This is a genomic window from Mammaliicoccus sp. F-M27, assembly GCF_022387115.1.
Lineage (GTDB): Bacteria > Bacillota > Bacilli > Staphylococcales > Staphylococcaceae > Mammaliicoccus > Mammaliicoccus vitulinus.
This window is the reverse complement of the sequence record NZ_JAJNIE010000002.1, coordinates 196,077-212,826: the sequence shown is the minus strand read 5'-3', so window position 1 is coordinate 212,826 and position 16,750 is coordinate 196,077. Positions and strand designations below refer to the sequence as shown.

Sequence of the window (16,750 nt, the reverse complement as noted above, 5' to 3'; positions counted from 1 at the left end):
AGGCAATTAGAGTATGAAAAAGATTGACGGCAAATTGTTTGCTGACATGATCGTTCAAGGATCAGACAGTTTATCAAACAATGCAGATTTTGTAGATTCTTTAAACGTATTTCCAGTTCCAGATGGAGATACAGGAACAAATATGAATTTATCTATGTCATCTGGTGCAGCGGAGATTAAATCTCAAAATAGCGCACATATAGGTGAAGTAGGTAAAGTATTTTCTAAAGGTTTATTAATGGGAGCGAGAGGTAACTCAGGTGTTATCTTATCTCAATTATTTAGAGGGTTCTCAAAATCGATCGAGAACGAGCATGAAATAGATGCTAAACAATTCGCTAAAGCATTTCAATCAGGTGTAAACACTGCTTATAAAGCTGTAATGAAACCAGTTGAAGGTACTATTTTAACAGTTGCAAGAGTTGCTGGGGAAGCAGCAGTGAAATCTTCTGAAACTACAGACGATATCATGACAATTATGGAAGCAGTTATCGAACAAGGACAAAAAGCATTAGAGAATACACCAAATCAATTACCTGTTCTTAAAGAAGTAGGCGTAGTTGACAGTGGTGGTCAAGGCTTGATGTTTGTATACGAAGGATTCCTAGCAGCTTTAAAAGGTGAAAAAATCGAACCAAATAAAGAAAAAGTTGATACAGACGAATTTATAAACGATGATCATGACTTTGGTGGCGTTATCGATACTGAAGATATTGTGTATGGTTATTGTACAGAAATTATGGTTCGTTTTGGTAAAGATAAAAAGCCTTTCGATGAAGATCAATTTAGAGAAGACATGAGCCAATTCGGTGATTCATTGCTCGTCATTTCAGATGATGAAATCGTTAAAATTCATGTTCACTCAGAAACACCGGGAGAAGTGCTTACATATGGCAGTCAATACGGTGAACTTATTAAAATTAAAATTGAAAATATGCGCGAACAACATAGAGAAGTACTAAGAAAAAGCGCAGACAAGAAAATAAAACAAGAACAGCAAGAAGATATAGAAACTGCTATTATTACAATTTCTATGGGTGAAGGGATAACTAAATTATTCAAATCACTCGGAGCTACACATGTAATAAGCGGTGGTCAAACTATGAACCCATCAACAGAAGATATTGTAAAAGTTGTTAAACAATCTGGTTGCAAAAATGCAATTATATTACCAAATAATAAAAATATTATTATGGCAGCTGAGCAAGTAGAACATTTAGTTGATATTCCAGTAGCTGTTGTTACTTCAAAAACAGTTTCACAAGGACTTTCAGCTATGCTGAATCTTAACTTGGAACAATCTATTGAAGAAAATAAAGCTCAAATGGAAGAAGCGATGAGTTTTGTTAAATCTGGTTCTGTAACTTATGCGGTCCGAGATACAAATATTGATGGAATCACAATTAAAAAAGGCGAATTCATGGGTATACACGAAAGTAGTATTAAAGTAAGTGACGCTGATCACCTTACAGTAAGTAAAAAATTAATCGATGAAATGATCGATGAAGATAGTGAGATTCTTACAATTATAAAAGGTGAAGATGCGACTGATGAAGAAGTTGCTCAATTAGCATCATACGTTGAAGAAAACTATGAAGAAGTTGAAGTAGAAGTTCATCAAGGAGATCAACCAATTTATTCATTTCTATTCTCTGTAGAATAATCTTATATGATAAAAAACAACAATGTTAAACACGTTGTTGTTTTTTATATTTTAAAACGCTTACAAAACTTGTTATAGTTGTTATGATAGTATGGTGAAATTAAAAGAGAAGCGAGTGATTATGATGAAATATAGAAGTGTCTTTGACATTATAGGTCCAGTTATGGTTGGACCATCTTCATCACATACTGCTGGAGCAGTTAGAATTGGATTGATAGCCAGAGGGCTATTTGATGGAAAACCAGATCATATAGATATTTATTTGTATGGTTCTTTTATGGAAACATACAAAGGACATGGGACAGATGTTGCACTTGTTGGTGGCATATTAGGTTATGATACCGACGACGACAGAATTAAGACGAGCTTACAAGAGGCAGAACAACGAGACATAGATGTAAACTTTATCGAAATGTTCGAGGAAAGATCACATCCTAATACTGCAATTATCAGTATGAGAAATAAAGAAATGGAAATTTCCGTAGAAGGTATATCAATTGGTGGCGGTAAAGTAGAAATCGTTGCAATAAACGGTTTCCAAATAGCTATTAGTGGGAATTATCCTGCGTTACTTGTGTTTCATAAAGATACGTTTGGCACAATCGGAAAAGTTACAAATATTTTCGGTGATTATCAAATTAATGTTGGAAGCATGCAAGTTGCTCGTAAAGAGAAGGGTGAACTTGCTTTGATGACTTGTGAATTAGATGATGATATACCGCAAGAAGTTTTAGGGAAGATTAAAGAAATCGATGGTGTACAAACAGTGTCATTAATGGGGGACTAATAAAAGGAGGGTTATCATGTTTCAAAGTGTGAAAGAACTTATAGAAATTTGTGAACGAGAGAATAAAAAAATTTACGAAGTCATGATTGAGCAAGAAATGCGCGTTTCTAAGCTCTCCAAAGAAGAAATTTATCAAAATATGGAACGTAATCTAGATACAATGGAGAAAGCGATAGAGCGTGGCATAAACGGTGTTACATCTACGACAGGGTTAACAGGTATGGATGCTGTATTGTTACAGAAATATTTAGAAAGTGGTCAATCACTTTCAGGAGATTTAATGATTGATGCTGTAAGTAAAGCTGTAGCGACGAACGAGGTTAATGCTGCAATGGGTAAAATATGTGCAACACCAACAGCAGGTTCAGCTGGCGTAGCACCTGGCGTATTATTTGCACTTAAAAAAAGATTGAATCCGTCTAGGGAAGATATGATTCATTTCTTATTTACAACTGGCGCTTTTGGCTTTGTTGTTGCAAATAATGCATCTATTTCAGGTGCAGCAGGTGGTTGTCAGGCAGAAGTTGGTTCTGCGGCAGCTATGAGTGCAGCTGCAACTGTGGAAATGGCAGGAGGCTCACCTCAACAATCTGCAGAAGCATTTGCAATTAGTTTGAAAAATATGCTTGGACTTGTTTGTGATCCAGTGGCAGGTTTAGTTGAAGTACCATGTGTGAAAAGAAATGCAGCAGGTGCTTCAAATGCAATTATTTCAGCTGATATGGCGTTAGCAGGCGTAAAATCAAGAATTCCTACTGACGAAGTAATAGAAGCAATGTATAAAATTGGTCAAACAATGCCATCTGCTCTACGTGAAACAGGGCGTGGTGGTTTAGCAGGTACGCCAACTGGTGAAAGATTAAAACAAGAAATATTTGGTAATTAGAACGTATTTAAAAATAAATAGCATTTAAAAATATTGAGACAAATCAGAAATGTGTAACATCATTTCTGATTTGTCTCTTTAATTATGTAACGTTTTTTTATAGTGCAAATGGTGATCTAATAGATTCAATTGGTTTATCGTAAATATTTGTTCTATAATTAGAGTATTAATTAATATAGGTGATAAAAATGAGAAAGCAACATCTGATCTATACAGACCATACGTTGGAAGAGCTTAAAGGTGTTGGACCTAAAAGTCTTCAGTTGTTAAACGAATTAAATATATACACATTAGAAGATCTTGTATTGTATTTACCAACTCGTTATGAAGATGAATCCGTTATCAATTTAAATGAGGCTAATGATGGTGATGTTGTAACAGTAACTGGAGAAGTATATTCTAGTCCAACTGTTGCATTTTTCGGTAGAAATAAGTCTAAATTAACATGTCATATGATGATTGATAATATAGCTGTGAAAATAACCTTTTTTAACCAACCGTATTTGAAAAAAAGACTTGTGATGGGTGAAACAGTAACGGTTAAAGGGAAATGGGAACAGAAGAAACAAGTTATAACAGGACAAAAAGTTATGGCTGAAAAAGAAGACGGAGGTAACGCATTAACGCCAATCTATAGGCTGAAAGAAGGGCTTAAGCAAAAACAACTCAATAAATATATCGAGCAATCCTTAAATCTAGTCGGTATAGATGAATGGTTATCTCCAGAATTAATGCAAAAATATAAATTAATGTCTTTGAAGGATGTCATTCCTATATTACATAAACCAGTAAAGTTTGAGCATTTAAAACTAGCTCGTCGTACATTTTCATTTAATGAATTATTTTTATTTCAATTGAAAATGAAGTGGTTAAGTAAATTAGAAAAAGAATCCAATAAAATCGAAGGACTTAAATATGATGTAAATGACGTCAAATCTTTTATTGATACATTACCATTTGAATTGACAGATGCTCAAAAAAATAGCGTGAATGAAATTTTTAGAGATTTAAAAGCGCCTATAAAAATGCATCGATTATTACAAGGTGATGTAGGTTCAGGTAAAACAGTCGTTGCAGCTATTGCGATATATGCTATGTATAATGCAGGAAAACAAAGTGCATTAATGGTTCCAACAGCCATACTTGCAGAACAACATGCTATCAGTTTAGATGAATTATTCGGTGGAAAGTTGAACGTGGCTTTATTAACCAGTTCAGTAAAAGGTAAAAAACGGAAAATACTATTAGAGCAATTAGAAGCGGGAGAAATTGATATTATCGTTGGCACACATGCTTTAATACAAGATGATGTTGCCTTCCAAAATATAGGTTTAGTTATTATAGACGAACAACATCGTTTCGGTGTTAATCAACGAAAAAAATTACGAGAAAAAGGTGCCGATACGAACGTGTTGTTTATGACTGCAACACCTATTCCAAGAACATTATCTATTTCAGCATTTGGAGAAATGGATGTTACTTCGATCAAGCAAATGCCTAAAGGTCGTAAAGAAATTATGACATCTTGGGCTAAACACGATGAAATTGATAATGTATTAAACAAACTTAATAGTGAAATTGTAAAAGGCCGACAAGCTTATGTCATTTGCCCATTGATTGAGGAAAGTGAAGCGTTAGACGTACAAAATGTCGTAGCCATATATGAACAATTACAATTAAGATTTGGTTCGGAAAAAGTGGGCCTCGTGCATGGGAAAATGCATGCAGATGAAAAAGATGACATTATGAATCGTTTTAGCAACAATGAAATTGCGATACTTGTATCTACAACAGTTGTTGAAGTAGGCGTTAACGTCCCTAACGCAACATTTATGGTTATATATGATGCAGATCGATTTGGTTTATCTACACTTCACCAATTAAGAGGGAGAGTCGGTCGTAGTCATCATCAAAGTTATTGTACTTTAGTTGCATCTCCGAAAACAGAAAGCGGCGTAGAACGCATGCACATTATGACTGAATCAACGGATGGGTTTTATTTATCAGAAAGAGACTTAGAAATGAGAGGTCCTGGTGATTTCTTCGGTGTGAAGCAAAGTGGGTTGCCAGATTTTAGAGTTGCCAATATCGTTGAAGATTATCGTATGCTAGAAGTTGCTCGAGATGAAGCGAGTGAATTAGTGCAGTCTGGTGAGTTTTTTAAACCGCAATATGATAAATTAAGAATGCTTGTACAAGAATCCATGGAAGAACAAAATTTTGATTGACATCAATAGATTGATTGTATAAATTTGAATTACCATAATTTGAGAGTAGGTAAGATACATGAGATGGTTTTTAAAGATTATCGGAATTATACTCATCGTTGCGGCTATTTCAATATTTTTTTGGAATGATATAAGAACTTACTTTACGGAACGTGTTAACGATAAAGTGATTCAATCTTATGAAAATCAAAATAATAAAGTCGAAGTCAATCCTGTTGAATCATGGATTACAAAGACTGAAACTGATCAACTTAAAATTAATGATAATATGGTAGGCTATTTAAAAGTCCCATCTGCTGACATATCAGAGCCTATATTCAAAGGGCCAGCAACTGAGCAAAACTTGAAAAACGGCTTGTCATTAGTTGATGAAAATGAACAACTTAATGAGCAAAATGTCGCAATTGCAGGCCATCGCGTTGAGGGTGCTGGTATACGGTTTAATAACTTGGATAGAGCTAAAGTAGGCGACGATGTAAAGCTCATAACAATTAAAGGTACTAAAACTTACAAAATTAAAAACATTAAAAATGTTAAGCCTAATCAAGTTGAAGTGTTAAATGAACATAAGGGCCAGCCTAATCAATTAACCTTAATTACTTGTGATACTTATAACCCTGAAACGTTATTGTTTGAAGAGCGCATGATATATACTGCTGTAGAGGTAAAAACATCATAAATTACATTAAAAGAGTGAAAAAGTAAATTTCACTCTTTTTTATTGTATTAATTGTTGAGTATAGTGTTATACCCGTGTTAGTATAAATAAGGTAGGTCATGATAGCAGGTGCTAATTTTAGCTATAAGTACATAATAGAATGGATATGGATGAAATGAAATTATCAAAAACAGATCGCCAGAGGGAATTAACAAATCGTTTGAAAGCAGAGCCTTTCATAACTGACGAAACTTTAAGTGAATATTTTGAAGTAAGCATCCAAACTATTAGACTAGATAGAATGGAGCTAGGTATTCCTGAATTAAGACGCCGTATTAAAGACGTAGCAACACAAAATCATGATGAAATTAAATCATTACCCATTGAAGATGTCATAGGGGAAATTATTGATATTGAGTTAGATAAATCAGCTATATCAATTTTAGATATTAAAGAAGAACATGTGTTTACACGCAATGGGATAGCAAGAGGTCACTATTTATTTGCCCAAGCTAATTCATTATGCGTAGCATTAATAAATGACGAATTAGCATTAACTACTAAGAGTAATGTGCAATTCAAAAAATCTGTAATTTTGAACGAAAGAGTTATAGCTAAAGCTACTGTTAAAAGTAAATCTAAGCATATAGCTAAAGTGGAAGTAACAAGTACTGTTCATGGAGAGCCAGTTTTCCAAGGACAATTTGAAATGTATTATTCGAACGAGGGTGAAAATAATGGTTAAAATTGCGATAGATATGATGGGTGGAGACGAAGCACCAGGTATCGTAATAGAAGCAATTAAGAAAGCAATTAATGATTTTCCGGATTTAGAAATATTGTTGTATGGTGATGAAAAACAATATAATTACCAACATGAGCGCGTTATTTTCCATCATACTGATGAAGTCATAACAATGGATGATGAGCCTGTTAGGTCTATTAAGAAAAAGAAAAACGCATCTATGGTGCTAATGGCAAATGCCGTTAAAGAAGGCACTGCTGAAGCATGTGTATCAGCTGGAAACACAGGCGCATTAATGAGTAGTGGTTTATTTATTGTAGGTAGAATGAAAGGCATTGAAAGACCAGCATTAGTTGCTACATTCCCTACTGTAACAGGTAAAGGATTTGTGTTTTTAGATATCGGTGCAAACTCTGATGCTAAGCCAGAACACCTTGTTCAATATGCAAAGATGGGTGAGATATACGCTAAACAAATTAGAAGTATCGAAAAGCCTTCACTTGCATTATTAAATATAGGAACTGAAGAATCGAAAGGTAATGCTTTAACTAAAAGGACGTATGAATTATTAAAAGAAGAAAAATTCGATAATTTTATTGGTAATATTGAAGCAAAATCTTTACTGTTAGATACTTGTGATGTAGTTGTGTCTGATGGATATAACGGCAACATGGTATTAAAAACAATCGAAGGTACAGCAACTGGTATATTCAAAATGTTAAAAGAAGCAATGACTGCTTCACCAAAAAATAAACTAGCTGCACTTACTTTGAAAAAAGATCTTAAGCAAATCAATAATAAAATGGACTCTGCTGAATACGGTGGTTCTGTTCTTTTAGGATTAAATGGTGTCGTAGTAAAAGCTCATGGTTCATCAAATGAACGCGCATTTTACAACGCAATTAAACAAGCTAAACTAGCTGCAGACACTAAACTAGTAGATAAAATGAAGAAAGCAGTAGGTGAAATTAATGAGTAAAGTTGCCATTATGTTTCCTGGTCAAGGTTCTCAAAAAGTAGGTATGGCTCAGGACTTGTATCAGCATGAAATTAAGTCAACATCAATTTTAGATAGAGCTAATGAATCTTTATCATTTGATTTACTTGAAATAATGTTTGAAGATTCAGAAGGCGTTTTAGGATTAACTGAATATACGCAACCCGCTTTATTGACGCATAGTTCAGCACTTATGAACGCACTTGAAAATTTAAATTATGACTTTGCTTTAGGACATAGTTTAGGAGAGTATTCAGCTTTAGTATCAGAAGGTGTATTAAAATTTGAAGACGCTGTTCAAATCGTTCATAAACGTGGTACGTTAATGTCTGAAGCTTTTCCACAAGGTGTAGGTTCTATGGCTGCAGTTCTAGGCTTAAACATTGATGAAGTAAAATCTATCTGTGAGCAATTATCTACCGAAGATAAATTGATTGAACCAGCTAATATTAATTGTCCTGGCCAAATTGTCGTTTCTGGACATTCAGAATTAATAGACAAATTAGCTGCAGAAGGTAAATCATTAGGTGCTAAACGTGTCATGCCACTAAAAGTTTCTGGTCCATTCCATTCATCGATGATGAAAACAATTGCCGAAGATTTCGAAAATTACATTAATCAATTTGAATGGAAAGATGCGGAACATCCAATCGTACAAAATGTTTACGCTAAACCTGAAACAGATCATCGCATCATTAAAGAAAATATGGTAAAACAATTGTTCTCACCTGTTGAATTCAGTCAATCTATTGAGTATTTAATAGAGCAAGGTGTAGATCATTTTGTTGAAGTAGGTCCTAATAAAGTTTTATCTGGTTTAGTTAAAAAGATTAGCCGAGATGTTAAAATAACATCAATTCAAACAATTGATGATATTAAAGGATGGAATGAATAATGACAAAAACAGCAATCGTCACAGGAGCTTCTAGAGGTATAGGTAGAAAAATCGCATTAGAACTTGGTAAAGAAGGCTATAACGTAGTTGTAAACTATGCAGGTAACAAAGAAAAAGCTGAACAAGTCGTTGCTGAAATAAAAGAATTTGGCGTAGATGCTTTTGCTATTCAAGCCAATGTTAGTGAAATTGACGAAGTAAAAGCTATGATTAAAGAAACGATAAGTCAATATGGAACAATTGATGTACTTGTAAACAATGCAGGTGTTACAAGAGATAATCTATTAATGAGAATGAAACAAGATGAGTGGGATGATGTCATTAATACTAACCTAAAAGGTGTATTCAATTGTGTTCAAGCCGTTACAAGACCAATGTTAAAACAAAAATCAGGCCGCATTATCAATCTTTCTAGTGTAGTAGGTGCTTTAGGTAATCCTGGTCAAGTAAACTATGTTGCTACTAAAGCTGGCGTAGAAGGTATGACAAAAACTTTCGCGAGAGAGTTAGCATCAAGAGGCATAACTTGTAACGCAGTCGCACCAGGATTTATTGTTTCTGATATGACAGATCAACTATCTGATGAATTGAAAGAACAAATGAAAACACAAATTCCATTAGGTAGATTTGGAGAAGATGATGATATTGCACATACAGTAGCTTTCCTTGCCAGTGATAAAGCAAGTTATATTACTGGTCAAACATTACATGTTAATGGTGGCATGTACATGCAATAAAAATTGTGTTGTAGGCATAATTGATAGTAAGAGAAATTGCATTTCTTATTATATAGATAATACAATTATTTAAAGGAGGTGAATGGAATGGCAAGTTTCGATAAAGTTAAAGATATTATTGTAGATCGTTTAGGTGTAGACGCTGAAAAAGTAACGCCTGAAGCTTCATTTAAAGATGATTTAGGTGCTGATTCTTTAGATATCGCTGAATTAGTAATGGAATTAGAAGATGAATTTGATATGGAAATCCCTGATGAGGAAGCAGAAAAAATCAACACAGTTGGTGACGCTGTTAAATATATTGAATCATTAGATAAATAATTCTGATTTAAAAAGCTCGTAACTATAGGTTACGGGCTTTTTGTTTTGTGATTTAACGGATCTTATAAGCGCTTTAGAAAAGATATACATATGTTATCTTTTTATAATCAAGAATTAATCTTTATAACCTATTCAGTATACTTTATATATGGTAAAATATTTTAATATTCTGAACAAGAATATATAAATACATAATTATAAGGGAGATGTATGAAAATTAAGTCTAAATTAATATTAGCAGTCGCATTTACAAGTTTGACCGTACTTAATTTGAGCATGCAAGCGGATGCTAAAGAAGACGATACATCTAAAGACAAATCACCTAAGATACAGAACGTTGAGGTAGACCATAGAAATTACGATAAGAAATCAAGTGATGTCCAGAAGGAAGTAGCCAAAACTTCAACAACTGCGATGAGTTATGTCTATTCGTTAGAAGGTAAAGGTTGGGACTTCGATGGATATTACGGGTGGCAATGTTTTGACCTTGTAAACTACTATTGGAATTATTTATATGGTCACGGTTTACATGGCGATTATGCTAAAGATATTCCAACAGCTAATAATTTTAGTGGTGAAGCAACTGTTTATAAAAACACACCTTCATTTGTCGCACAACCTGGAGATATCGTCGTATTTAATGGAAATTTTGGTTCGGGTGCAGGACACACTGCAATTGTGTTAAATGGAAATGCTGATGGAAACGTCATGCAATTTCAAAGCTTAGATCAAAATTGGTACGGTGGTGGAACGAATAAAACTGAAGTTGCACAACGTATTACACATAATTACGAAACAGAAATGTGGTTTATAAGACCTAATTAATTTTGGTAGCTCATAGAGCTGCCATTTTTTCTTGTTTTGGTAGCATTAAAGCCAGGACAATTTCAAAAAATAATGTGTTATATGTTTAGTTTTTCTCCTTTATTTGTAATTTGTACATAGATTCTAAACTGTTATTGTTGTTTATGATAATATTCTTTTTTTTTTACGAAATATAACGTAAAATAGATAGGAAACATAATGTTAAGGAGGAAAGGCATGTTTAATAATAAATCACAGATAATAACCCAGTTTAAAGCCAAATTCAATGAATTCATGAATGAAGTCGATATCGAATTTGAAAATTATGATATATATGTCCAGGCGTTCTCACATTCTAGTTTTATTAATGATTTTAAACTTGATAAACTAAGTCACAATGAGCGTTTAGAGTTTTTAGGAGATGCGGTGTTAGAATTGACGGTGTCACAGTTTTTGTATAAGAAATTTCCATTACTTCCAGAAGGTAAGCTCACTAAACTGCGCGCATCAATTGTATGTGAACCATCACTTGTAACATTTGCAATGAGTTTAAATATGAACGAGTTACTTTTATTAGGTAAAGGCGAAGAAAAAACAGGTGGACGTGAAAGACCTTCTTTAATCGCTGATGCATTTGAATCATTTGTAGGTGCATTGTATTTAGATAAAGGCCTTGATACTGTTGAAGTATTTTTGAATAAAGTTGTATATCCTAATGTGATAGATGACAGTTATACTGCTAATCGTGACTATAAAACGGAATTACAAGAGTTTATGCATCGTCGCAATAAAGGTACTATAACGTATCATTTGTTAGATGAAAGTGGTCCTGCTCACCATAAGTTGTTCACGTCACAAGTTCTATTGAATGGTGATCCTTTAGAAAATGGACAAGGTAGAACGAAAAAAGAATCTGAGCAAAATGCTGCTAAAAAAGCGCTGAATAAAGGTCAATAAGGGGTAGTTTATGGTTTATTTAAAATCAATAGATGCATATGGGTTTAAATCTTTTGCTGAACATACACATGTAGATTTTGATAATGGTGTAACAGCTATTGTTGGCCCGAATGGCAGTGGTAAAAGTAACATTACGGACGCTATCAAATGGGTTCTAGGTGAACAATCTGCTAAAAGTTTACGTGGTTCAAAGATGGAAGATGTTATATTCAATGGATCTAAAGAACGCAAGAAATGTCAATATGCAGAAGTTAAGTTAACACTAGATAATCATTCTAGAAAATTAAATATAGATGAAGATACGATCACTGTTGAACGCAGACTTTATAGAAATGGTGATAGTGAATACTATTTGAATAACGAACGTACACGTCTGAAGTCCGTCCTTGATTTATTTTTAGATTCAGGTTTGGGTAAAGAAGCATTTAGTATCATCTCGCAAGGTAAAGTTGATGAAGTATTAAATGCTAAACCGAGTGATAGAAGGTATTTAATAGAAGAAGCTGCTGGTGTATTAAAATATAAAAAGCGTAAAAAAGAAGCGACACATAAATTGGAACAAACTGAACAAAATTTAAATCGTGTCGAAGATATAGTTTTTGATTTAGAAGCGCGAGTGGAACCTTTAAGAGAAGAAGCTGCGATTGCTGAAGAATATATTGCTTTGAAAGAAGAAATGAAAAAAAGTGATATTACGGTAACTGTATATGATATTGAAAGTTTAAATGAAGATTTTAAACAATTAGAGAAAGATATAGAGCATTTTCAAAATCAAAAAGATCAAAAAACAAATGAACTAGATGCTATGACTTTTGAATTAAGTGAAAAGAAAAAGTCGAGAGATAATGTTTCTTATCAAATTCAAGAATCTAATAAGTCATTAGTCGAAGCAACTGAGTCTCTAGAACGTTATACTGGTCAACTTGAAGTCTTAAAAGAACGTCAAAAAAATAGTGATGCAACAAACGAAAGACTTGAAGAGGAAAAACAAGCTTCACAATTAAGAATTAATAAGATTTCTGAACAAATTCAAGAAATCGATAAAGAATTAGCTACTTTTAAAAATAATTATCAAACAATGGTTCAAGAAATTAATCAAATGGAAGCACTTCTTACAAACCAAGAAGGAACATTTGAAGAACGAATTGAGCAACTTAAAGATCGTTATTATCAGCTGATGACAGAGCAATCTGATATCAATAACGATATTCGATTTTTAGAAGATAAATTAGCATCACATCAAGAAAAACAATCAAGATTAGATGGTCGTCAAAAAGAAGTTTACGATGCACTTCAAAAAGTTTGGGACGAAAAAGAAACATACACTCAAAGATTGAATGAGATAGAAACTGAACTTAAAAGTACGACTGAAAAGTATAAATCAGATCAGACATTACTGAAAAATAAAGAGTTAGAGTATAAAGATAATGAGTCAAAACTGTATCAAGCCTATCGATATACAGAACAAATGAAGACGCGTATTAATACTTTAAAAAGTATGCAAGATGAATACTCTGGTTTTTATTCTGGCGTTAAGCATGTCTTAAAAGAAAAATCTTTAAAAGGTGTAGAAGGTGCTGTAGCAGAAATTATTGATACACCATCAAAGCTGACGACAGCAATCGAAATTGCGTTAGGTGCTTCACTTCAACATATTATCGTTCAAGAAGAAAAAGACGCGCGATTAGCTATAAAATATTTAAAAGATAAAAAGTTAGGTAGAGCAACATTTTTACCAATGAATGTTGTGAAAAAACGTTTTGTGCCTCAAAATATTGTCGATCAAATTAGTAGCAGTCGCGGTTTTGTTTCTATTGCTTCAGAAAGTGTTCAATTTAATCCTAAATACCGAAATATAATAGAACATTTACTTGGTAGTACAATCATTGCTGAAGATTTAGAAACAGCAAATGAAATTGCAAGAGCCATTCAATTTAAGCATAGAATTGTTACGCTTGAAGGAGATGTTATTACGCCAGGCGGAGCTATGACTGGTGGCGGTAAAGAAAAGAAAGCAAGTTTGCTATCTCAAAAGGATGAGCTTAAAACCACTGAAGATAAATATCAAAACTTCATGCAACAAACGACTCAAGTTGAATCAAAAGTAAAATCATTAAAAGAAGAAGTTCAACAGTTGGAAGAATCTCTTTCAAAAACACAAGAAAGAGGTACAGAACTGAGAGCTAGAGAACATGAAGTAACTTTACAACTAGATGCTGTATTAGCTAAAGAAAAGCGTCTGAAAGATGAGAATGAGACTTTTGAATTTGAGAAAAATGATGGATATAATTACGTGAAAGGTCAAGAAACATTACAAGAAAAGAAAAATAAACTTGTCACAATTAAGAATGATCTTGAAACAATTGATGAAGAAATCAATCAATTAAATGCTTCGTTATCTAACAATAAAGATAGTGAAAAGACAATCCAGAACGAATTGAATGAAAAGCGTTCAAATCTTGCAGTTGAAAAAGAACGAAATCGCTTGAAAGAGCAAGATAAAAGAAGGCTGAAAGAAGATTTAAAAGAATATGAACATACTTTAACGAAAATTAAAGATCAAATAGAATTGATTAATTCTGATGAATATACGGGTAGCGGACAGTTTGAAAAAGTAGAAAATCAAATTCAACAGTCCACTGTTTATAAGCATGAAATAGAAACTAAAATGATGGATCAACAAGATAAGTATAAATTGATTCAAAAAGAAATTGAACAATTAGAGCAAGATACACAATCATTACATCAAAGTATTTCGGGTATAGAAACTGGATTACAAGATATGGTGAGTAAACATTCTAAAATTGATATTATGATTGAACATCAACTGACGCATTTAAATGAAACATATCAACTTACATTTGAAAAAGCACAGTCACTCTATGAAATGCCTGAAGATATTTCAGAAGCTAGAAAAACTGTGAAATTAACTAAGATGTCTATTGATGAATTAGGTCATGTAAACATGAATGCTATTGATCAATTTAAAGAAGTCAATGAAAGATATACTTTCTTAAGTGATCAAAGAACTGATTTGTTAGAAGCTAAAGAAACATTAGAACAAGTCATTTTAGAAATGGATAGTGAAGTATCAACAAGGTTTAAAGAAACATTTGATGAAGTTAATCATCATTTCGGCAATGTATTTAAGTCTCTATTTAATGGTGGAAGAGCTGAATTACAGCTTACTGATAAAGACGTTTTAGATGCAGGTGTTGAAATTGTCGTTCAACCTCCAGGTAAAAACAGACAATATTTATCATTGTTAAGTGGTGGGGAACGAGCTTTATCGGCAATTAGTTTACTATTTGCGATATTAAAAGCAAGAACTGCGCCGTTTGTTATACTTGATGAAGTGGAAGCGGCACTTGATGAACAAAATGTAATTAGATATGCTGAATATTTAAATAAATTAAAAGCAGAAACGCAATTTATCGTAATAACACATAGAAAAGGTACGATGTCCTATGCTGATAGTTTATATGGTGTGACGATGCAAGAAGCAGGCATTTCTAAACTTGTGAGTGTTAATTTAAAATCAATTAAAGATGAAGAATTGGAGGCATTACAATCATGAGTTTTTTTAAACGATTAAAGAATAAATTTTCTCCGAGTGATGAAACGAAAAACGAACTAGAAACACAAGAAGAAAAACCAGTTCAAGATTTACCACCTGAATCAAATGAAAAAGAAAATCCTGAAGCTGTACAATTTGATGATGGCTTAATGTCATTAGATGAATTTGAAGAATGGGAATCTGAACAACTTGGTGCGAAATTTAAACAAGGTCTTGAAAAATCTAGAGAGAATTTCCAAAATAAATTAAATGATTTATTAGCAACGTATAGAAAAGTTGACGAAGATTTTTTTGAAGCATTAGAAGAAATGTTAATACAAGCCGACGTCGGTTTTAACACAGTTATGGAATTGGTAGACGAGCTACGCATGGAAGCTAAACGCCAAAATATTACTGAAACTGAAGAGTTAAGAGAAGTTATTGTTGAAAAAATAGTAGATATTTATGTTCAAGATGATGAAGAATTGGACCGTATGAATATTGAAGATGATCGATTAAATGTTATATTAATGGTTGGTGTTAATGGTGTTGGAAAAACAACAACGATAGGTAAATTAGCACACCGTTATAAGCTAGAAGGCAAGAAAGTCGTATTAGCAGCTGGTGATACATTCCGTGCCGGAGCTATTGAGCAGCTGAAAGTATGGGGAGATAGAGTTGGCGTTGAAGTTATTAGCCAAAAAGAAGGTTCTGATCCTGCAGCTGTTATGTATGACGCTGTGAATGCTGCCAAAAGTAGAGGCGCTGATATATTAATCTGTGATACTGCAGGAAGATTGCAAAATAAAGCAAACTTAATGAATGAATTGCAGAAGGTAAGAAAAGTTATTGACCGTAATATACCTGGTGCACCACACGAAGTATTATTAGCTTTAGATGCTACAACTGGACAAAACGCATTGTCTCAAGCAAAATCATTTAAAGAAGTTACGCAAGTTACAGGTATTGTACTAACAAAACTTGACGGTACTGCTAAAGGTGGTATTGTATTAGCGATACGTAATGAATTGCAGATTCCGGTAAAATTTGTTGGACTAGGTGAAAAATTAGATGACTTACAGCCATTTGATGCGGAAAGTTATGTTTACGGATTATTCGCAGACATGATTGATTCAAATGAGTCTGTTGAAAATACTACTGAAGAAGTTGATCATAATGACGGAAAATAACGAACTTGTTAAAACGATGAGAATGAATTACTTATTTGATTTTTATCAAGGATTATTAACAGAAAAACAACGCAATTATCTAGAGTTGTATTATTTACAAGATTACGCACTTAGTGAAATTGCAGAGACTTTTCATGTGAGTCGACAAGCAGTATATGATAATATAAAGCGAACAGATGAATTATTAGAAGAGTATGAAACGAAATTACAACTCTTTAATAAATTTAAAGAAAGACAATCGATTATTGATGAATTAAAAAGGTTGTCAGGAGATAATCAAGAACTTAAGCAAGCAATAGAACGCTTAGAAATTCTTGAATAGGAGG

Annotated in this window: 15 protein-coding genes; all 15 read left to right on the top strand. The window is 33.2% G+C overall.

Annotated features, from left to right (window positions below; translation table 11 throughout):
• Nucleotides 1-13 precede the first annotated feature (13 nt).
• The 15 genes from fakA (at nucleotide 14) to LQ598_RS03315 (ending at nucleotide 16,746) form a co-directional block, all read left to right on the top strand.
• The gene (gene fakA / locus LQ598_RS03385; protein ID WP_119609265.1) at nucleotides 14-1,663 is read left to right on the top strand and encodes a fatty acid kinase catalytic subunit FakA; all 1,650 of its coding nucleotides are present in this window, start codon (nucleotides 14-16) and stop codon (nucleotides 1,661-1,663) included.
• 124 nt (nucleotides 1,664-1,787) lie between these two features.
• The gene (gene sdaAB / locus LQ598_RS03380) at nucleotides 1,788-2,450 is read left to right on the top strand and encodes an L-serine ammonia-lyase, iron-sulfur-dependent subunit beta (RefSeq protein ID WP_026023204.1); all 663 of its coding nucleotides are present in this window, start codon (nucleotides 1,788-1,790) and stop codon (nucleotides 2,448-2,450) included.
• 16 nt (nucleotides 2,451-2,466) lie between these two features.
• Entirely contained in the window at nucleotides 2,467-3,336 is an 870-nt protein-coding gene (gene sdaAA / locus LQ598_RS03375) for an L-serine ammonia-lyase, iron-sulfur-dependent, subunit alpha (protein ID WP_016911551.1), read from the top strand.
• A 188-nt stretch (nucleotides 3,337-3,524) separates the two neighbouring features.
• On the top strand, nucleotides 3,525-5,564 hold the full coding sequence (gene recG / locus LQ598_RS03370; RefSeq protein ID WP_239745167.1) for an ATP-dependent DNA helicase RecG: 2,040 nt from the start codon (nucleotides 3,525-3,527) through the stop codon (nucleotides 5,562-5,564).
• A gap of 58 nt (nucleotides 5,565-5,622) precedes the next feature.
• Nucleotides 5,623-6,243, top strand: coding sequence for a class A sortase (locus LQ598_RS03365; protein WP_016911549.1), 621 nt, complete (start codon nucleotides 5,623-5,625; stop codon nucleotides 6,241-6,243).
• 154 nt (nucleotides 6,244-6,397) lie between these two features.
• On the top strand, nucleotides 6,398-6,967 hold the full coding sequence (fapR, locus tag LQ598_RS03360) for a transcription factor FapR (protein WP_107559321.1): 570 nt from the start codon (nucleotides 6,398-6,400) through the stop codon (nucleotides 6,965-6,967).
• Nucleotides 6,960-7,946 carry a phosphate acyltransferase PlsX gene (gene plsX, locus LQ598_RS03355; RefSeq protein ID WP_107559320.1) on the top strand — a complete coding sequence of 329 codons (987 nt, stop codon included), beginning with the start codon at nucleotides 6,960-6,962 and terminating at the stop codon, nucleotides 7,944-7,946. The genes fapR and plsX overlap by 8 nt, the downstream gene beginning before the upstream one ends.
• A complete protein-coding gene (gene fabD / locus LQ598_RS03350) occupies nucleotides 7,939-8,859 on the top strand; it encodes an ACP S-malonyltransferase (protein ID WP_016911546.1) in 921 nt (306 codons plus the stop codon). Before plsX ends, fabD begins: the two co-directional genes overlap by 8 nt.
• Nucleotides 8,859-9,596 carry a 3-oxoacyl-[acyl-carrier-protein] reductase gene (gene fabG, locus LQ598_RS03345; RefSeq protein WP_107559319.1) on the top strand — a complete coding sequence of 246 codons (738 nt, stop codon included), beginning with the start codon at nucleotides 8,859-8,861 and terminating at the stop codon, nucleotides 9,594-9,596. The genes fabD and fabG overlap by 1 nt, the downstream gene beginning before the upstream one ends.
• Nucleotides 9,597-9,683: 87 nt before the next feature.
• Complete coding sequence (locus LQ598_RS03340) at nucleotides 9,684-9,917, top strand: acyl carrier protein (RefSeq protein WP_016911544.1); 234 nt, start codon at nucleotides 9,684-9,686, stop codon at nucleotides 9,915-9,917.
• A gap of 210 nt (nucleotides 9,918-10,127) precedes the next feature.
• Nucleotides 10,128-10,742, top strand: coding sequence for a CHAP domain-containing protein (locus tag LQ598_RS03335; protein WP_107559318.1), 615 nt, complete (start codon nucleotides 10,128-10,130; stop codon nucleotides 10,740-10,742).
• A gap of 216 nt (nucleotides 10,743-10,958) precedes the next feature.
• Nucleotides 10,959-11,678, top strand: coding sequence for a ribonuclease III (gene rnc / locus LQ598_RS03330; RefSeq protein ID WP_016910734.1), 720 nt, complete (start codon nucleotides 10,959-10,961; stop codon nucleotides 11,676-11,678).
• A 10-nt stretch (nucleotides 11,679-11,688) separates the two neighbouring features.
• Entirely contained in the window at nucleotides 11,689-15,255 is a 3,567-nt protein-coding gene (gene smc / locus LQ598_RS03325; RefSeq protein WP_107592805.1) for a chromosome segregation protein SMC, read from the top strand.
• Entirely contained in the window at nucleotides 15,252-16,424 is a 1,173-nt protein-coding gene (ftsY, locus tag LQ598_RS03320) for a signal recognition particle-docking protein FtsY (RefSeq protein WP_016910736.1), read from the top strand. Before smc ends, ftsY begins: the two co-directional genes overlap by 4 nt.
• Entirely contained in the window at nucleotides 16,411-16,746 is a 336-nt protein-coding gene (locus LQ598_RS03315; RefSeq protein WP_016910737.1) for a putative DNA-binding protein, read from the top strand. The genes ftsY and LQ598_RS03315 overlap by 14 nt, the downstream gene beginning before the upstream one ends.
• Nucleotides 16,747-16,750 lie beyond the last annotated feature (4 nt).

Bases quoted from the DNA above. Each gene is read 5' to 3' on its own strand.
- fakA (WP_119609265.1), top strand. From the start codon at position 14: ATGAAAAAGATTGACGGCAAATTGTTTGCTGACATGATCGTTCAAGGA.
- plsX (WP_107559320.1), top strand. From the start codon at position 6,960: ATGGTTAAAATTGCGATAGATATGATGGGTGGAGACGAAGCACCAGGT.
- fabD (WP_016911546.1), top strand. From the start codon at position 7,939: ATGAGTAAAGTTGCCATTATGTTTCCTGGTCAAGGTTCTCAAAAAGTA.
- sdaAB (WP_026023204.1), top strand. From the start codon at position 1,788: ATGAAATATAGAAGTGTCTTTGACATTATAGGTCCAGTTATGGTTGGA.
- fapR (WP_107559321.1), top strand. From the start codon at position 6,398: ATGAAATTATCAAAAACAGATCGCCAGAGGGAATTAACAAATCGTTTG.
- sdaAA (WP_016911551.1), top strand. From the start codon at position 2,467: ATGTTTCAAAGTGTGAAAGAACTTATAGAAATTTGTGAACGAGAGAAT.
- ftsY (WP_016910736.1), top strand. From the start codon at position 15,252: ATGAGTTTTTTTAAACGATTAAAGAATAAATTTTCTCCGAGTGATGAA.
- LQ598_RS03335 (WP_107559318.1), top strand. From the start codon at position 10,128: ATGAAAATTAAGTCTAAATTAATATTAGCAGTCGCATTTACAAGTTTG.
- LQ598_RS03340 (WP_016911544.1), top strand. From the start codon at position 9,684: ATGGCAAGTTTCGATAAAGTTAAAGATATTATTGTAGATCGTTTAGGT.
- LQ598_RS03315 (WP_016910737.1), top strand. From the start codon at position 16,411: ATGACGGAAAATAACGAACTTGTTAAAACGATGAGAATGAATTACTTA.
- smc (WP_107592805.1), top strand. From the start codon at position 11,689: ATGGTTTATTTAAAATCAATAGATGCATATGGGTTTAAATCTTTTGCT.
- rnc (WP_016910734.1), top strand. From the start codon at position 10,959: ATGTTTAATAATAAATCACAGATAATAACCCAGTTTAAAGCCAAATTC.
- LQ598_RS03365 (WP_016911549.1), top strand. From the start codon at position 5,623: ATGAGATGGTTTTTAAAGATTATCGGAATTATACTCATCGTTGCGGCT.
- recG (WP_239745167.1), top strand. From the start codon at position 3,525: ATGAGAAAGCAACATCTGATCTATACAGACCATACGTTGGAAGAGCTT.
- fabG (WP_107559319.1), top strand. From the start codon at position 8,859: ATGACAAAAACAGCAATCGTCACAGGAGCTTCTAGAGGTATAGGTAGA.